General features: G+C 62.9%; 3 protein-coding genes and 1 pseudogene. 1 reads left to right on the plus strand and 3 read right to left on the minus strand.

Going from position 1 to position 3,109, the window contains the following annotated elements; all coding sequences use genetic code 11:
- The 3 genes and pseudogenes from EOD07_RS38700 to aceA form a co-directional block, all read right to left on the minus strand.
- A pseudogene (locus tag EOD07_RS38700) lies at positions 1 to 198 on the minus strand (response regulator); the annotation flags it as partial.
- A gap of 225 nt (positions 199 to 423) precedes the next feature.
- On the minus strand, positions 424 to 666 hold the full coding sequence (locus EOD07_RS28495) for a hypothetical protein (RefSeq protein WP_027168360.1): 243 nt from the start codon (positions 664 to 666) through the stop codon (positions 424 to 426).
- A gap of 54 nt (positions 667 to 720) precedes the next feature.
- Positions 721 to 2,010: an isocitrate lyase gene (aceA, locus tag EOD07_RS28500; protein ID WP_127237742.1), complete on the minus strand. Its 1,290-nt coding sequence runs from the start codon at positions 2,008 to 2,010 to the stop codon at positions 721 to 723.
- A 251-nt stretch (positions 2,011 to 2,261) separates the two neighbouring features.
- Between aceA and EOD07_RS28505 the strand changes: the two genes are divergently transcribed.
- The coding region (locus EOD07_RS28505; RefSeq protein WP_164772620.1) for a helix-turn-helix transcriptional regulator at positions 2,262 to 3,109 on the plus strand (848 nt) is incomplete at its 3' end.

Genomic DNA, 3,109 nt, shown 5'->3' on the forward strand with positions numbered 1-3,109 from the left:
CAGCGTCTTCTCTGCGGCCTCGGGCGATTCCGAAATCGGCTTCAGTCCCGATTTCTCGACGATTTTCGACACCACGACCCGGTTGATCGACGATTTTCCGACGACGAGCACTTTGGAAAAGTCAGCCGCGATCGTCCCCGTCCGGGCTGCCGGTTTCGGGTGTCTTTCGGAGTGGTCGTCACGGTCGGCGGGACACATCGGCGGAGAGACACTCTGGTTCAATGCAGGGTTGAAACCTGAGGCACAATTGGGTGAGATCGCGGCCGGTGTCAAGCTGAAACGGTCGAGCTCGAAAATATAGCAAGAATTTCCGAGATTCAGTGCAAGTCGTACCCCGAGACAGTGAAGGCAAACCGAAAAAATGCGATAGTCTCCCGAACGTATAGCGCGCGGGAGACCATCGCCGAAACTGTTGACGTCACGTCAGGTGTGACTCTGCTGGGTAACGATCACCGGGATCAAAAGGTCTCCCCAGTTGCCGTCGCCGCCATGGTGCCTGGCCGAACGCACCAGCTCCACCGAGACGCCGGCCTCGACTGCCTTCATGACCGACTGGTTGAGCCTGTGCAGATCGTTGGCGAGCATGCGGATCGTCGCCTGCTGGTCGACGCTCATCGCGCTCGATTGTTCTTCCGCCCTTTCCTTGACGCGGCTTATCGATGCCATTGGTCTTCTCCTCGATGCAAATGCCCTGCGGGCGTTTCCTCTGGTTGTTATCCGTTACTCGGCCGCCGGCCTGAACTGGGCGTGCTCGGTCGATTCATGCATGGCGGTGGTCGAAGACCGGCCGCCGGTGATCGCCATCGACACGGCGTCGAAATAGCCGGTGCCGACCTCGCGCTGGTGCTTGGTCGCGGTGTAGCCGTGGGCCTCGGCCGCGAACTCGGCCTCCTGCAGTTCCGAATAGGCGGCCATCTGGCGGTCCTTGTAGCCGCGCGCCAGCTCGAACATGCCGAAGTTCAACTGGTGGAAGCCGGCCAGCGTGATGAACTGGAACTTGTAGCCCATCGCGCCGAGCTCCTTCTGGAACTTGGCGATCGTCGCGTCGTCCAGGTTCTTCTTCCAATTGAAGGACGGCGAGCAGTTATAGGCGAGCAGCTTACCCGGATGATGCTTGTGCACGCCCTCGGCGAATTTCCTCGCCTGCGTCAGATCCGGCTTCGAGGTCTCGCACCAGATCAGGTCGGCATGCGGCGCATAGGCGACGGCGCGCGCGATGCAGGGCTCGATGCCGTTACGCACATTGTAGAAGCCCTCGACCGTGCGGCCGGCGTCGTAGTCGACAAAAGGCCGGTCGCGCTCGTCGATATCGGAGGTCAAGAGCTTCGCCGCCTCGGCGTCCGTGCGCGCCACGACCAGCGTCGGCGTGCCCATCACGTCGGCCGCGAGGCGCGCCGCGTTGAGGTTGCGGATATGCGCCGCCGTCGGGATCAGCACCTTGCCGCCGAGATGGCCGCACTTCTTCTCCGACGCCAGCTGGTCCTCGTAGTGGACGCCGGCGGCGCCTGCCTCGATGAAGGCCTTCATGATCTCGAAGGCGTTGAGCGGGCCGCCGAAACCGGCTTCGGCGTCGGCCACGATAGGCGCGAACCAGGTCTCGACCGACAGCCCCTTGCCTTCGGACGTCTCGATCTGGTCGGCGCGCTGCAAGGTGCGGTTGATGCGCTTGACCAGTTCCGGCGCCGCATTGGCCGGGTAGAGCGACTGGTCCGGATACATCGCCGAGGCGGTGTTGGCGTCGGCGGCGACCTGCCAGCCCGAGAGATAGATCGCCTTCAGCCCGGCCCGAACCTGCTGCATGGCCTGGTTGCCCGACATCGCCCCCAGCGCGTTGACGAAATCCTCCTCATGGATGAGCTTCCACAGCTGGTTCGCCCCCATCTCGGCCAGCGTCTGGCGAATTTGCACGGAGCCCCGCAACCGCTTCACATCCTCTGGCGAATAGGGGCGCTCGATGCCGTCGAAACGGCCTTCCGGCGCTGAGGGGACGAGGTTGTAAAAATCGGTCATGGGTCACTCCGGGTCTTTGGTAATTTGTGCCAGCGCTGCATCGCAAAGGCATATCCTGCGATGTTTGCGTATGACATCGTTTACATTGCGGTGCGAAGGGTGCCTAGGAAAACCGCAAGATTCCTCGGAAAATAAAGGAAAAGCTGTGTTGCCATTGACAAGTCAGCTCTGTAAATTTGTCACGATTGTAAAAGCGGCGAAGCGAGCGCCGGACTTGATGTTCATGTAAATTCTTGTCAAGGATGGCAGGGATGGCCGACCAGAAGATCTTCGCCGGGCCGCGGCTGCGCCGGCTGCGCAACGCCAGGGGCCTGACCCAGACGGCGATGGCCGAGGGGTTGGGCATCTCGCCCTCCTATCTCAACCTGATCGAGCGCAACCAGCGGCCGCTGACGGTGCAGCTCATTCTCAAGCTTGCCTCCGTCTACAAGGTCGATCCGCACGAACTTCAGGGCGAGACAAAAGGTTCGATCGCGGCATTGCGCGAAGCCTTCAGCGATCCGCTCCTTGCCGGCGAGTTGCCTGGCGATCAGGAACTGATCGACCTCGCCGAGACGGCGCCGAATGCCTCGGCGGCGATGGTGAAGCTCTTTCGCGCCTATCGCGAGCAGGCCGAGCGCCTGTCCGACCTCAACCAGCTTCTGGCCAGGGAAGGCAGGGCGACCGCTTTGTCCGGCGCGCGCCTGCCCGCCGACGAAGTCCACGAAGTGTTCGAGCGCCGCCCGAACCACTTCGCCTCGCTGGAAGAGGAGGCGGAGGCTTTCACGTCGGTCCTCGAGCCCGGCGATGATCTGTCTGGCGCGCTGAAGGCCTGGCTGAGGCGCGAGCACGGCATCGTCGTCAAGGTGTTGCCGGTCGCCACCATGCCCAACTGGCGCCGCCGTTACGACCGCCATTCGCAGCGTCTGTTCCTGTCCGAGCGGCTGTCGCCTTTCGACCAGCTGCGCGAAGTCGCCATGGAGGCGAGCCTGATCCGCATGTCGGTGGCCATCGCGGGCGAGGTCCAGGCGCTGAAGCTCGGCACCGACGAGGCGCGCCGGCTTGCCCGCTTCGAGCTCGGCCGCTACGCCGCGCATGCGCTGATGATGCCCTACAAGGC

It is taken from the genome of Mesorhizobium sp. M2C.T.Ca.TU.002.02.1.1 (genome assembly GCF_003997225.1).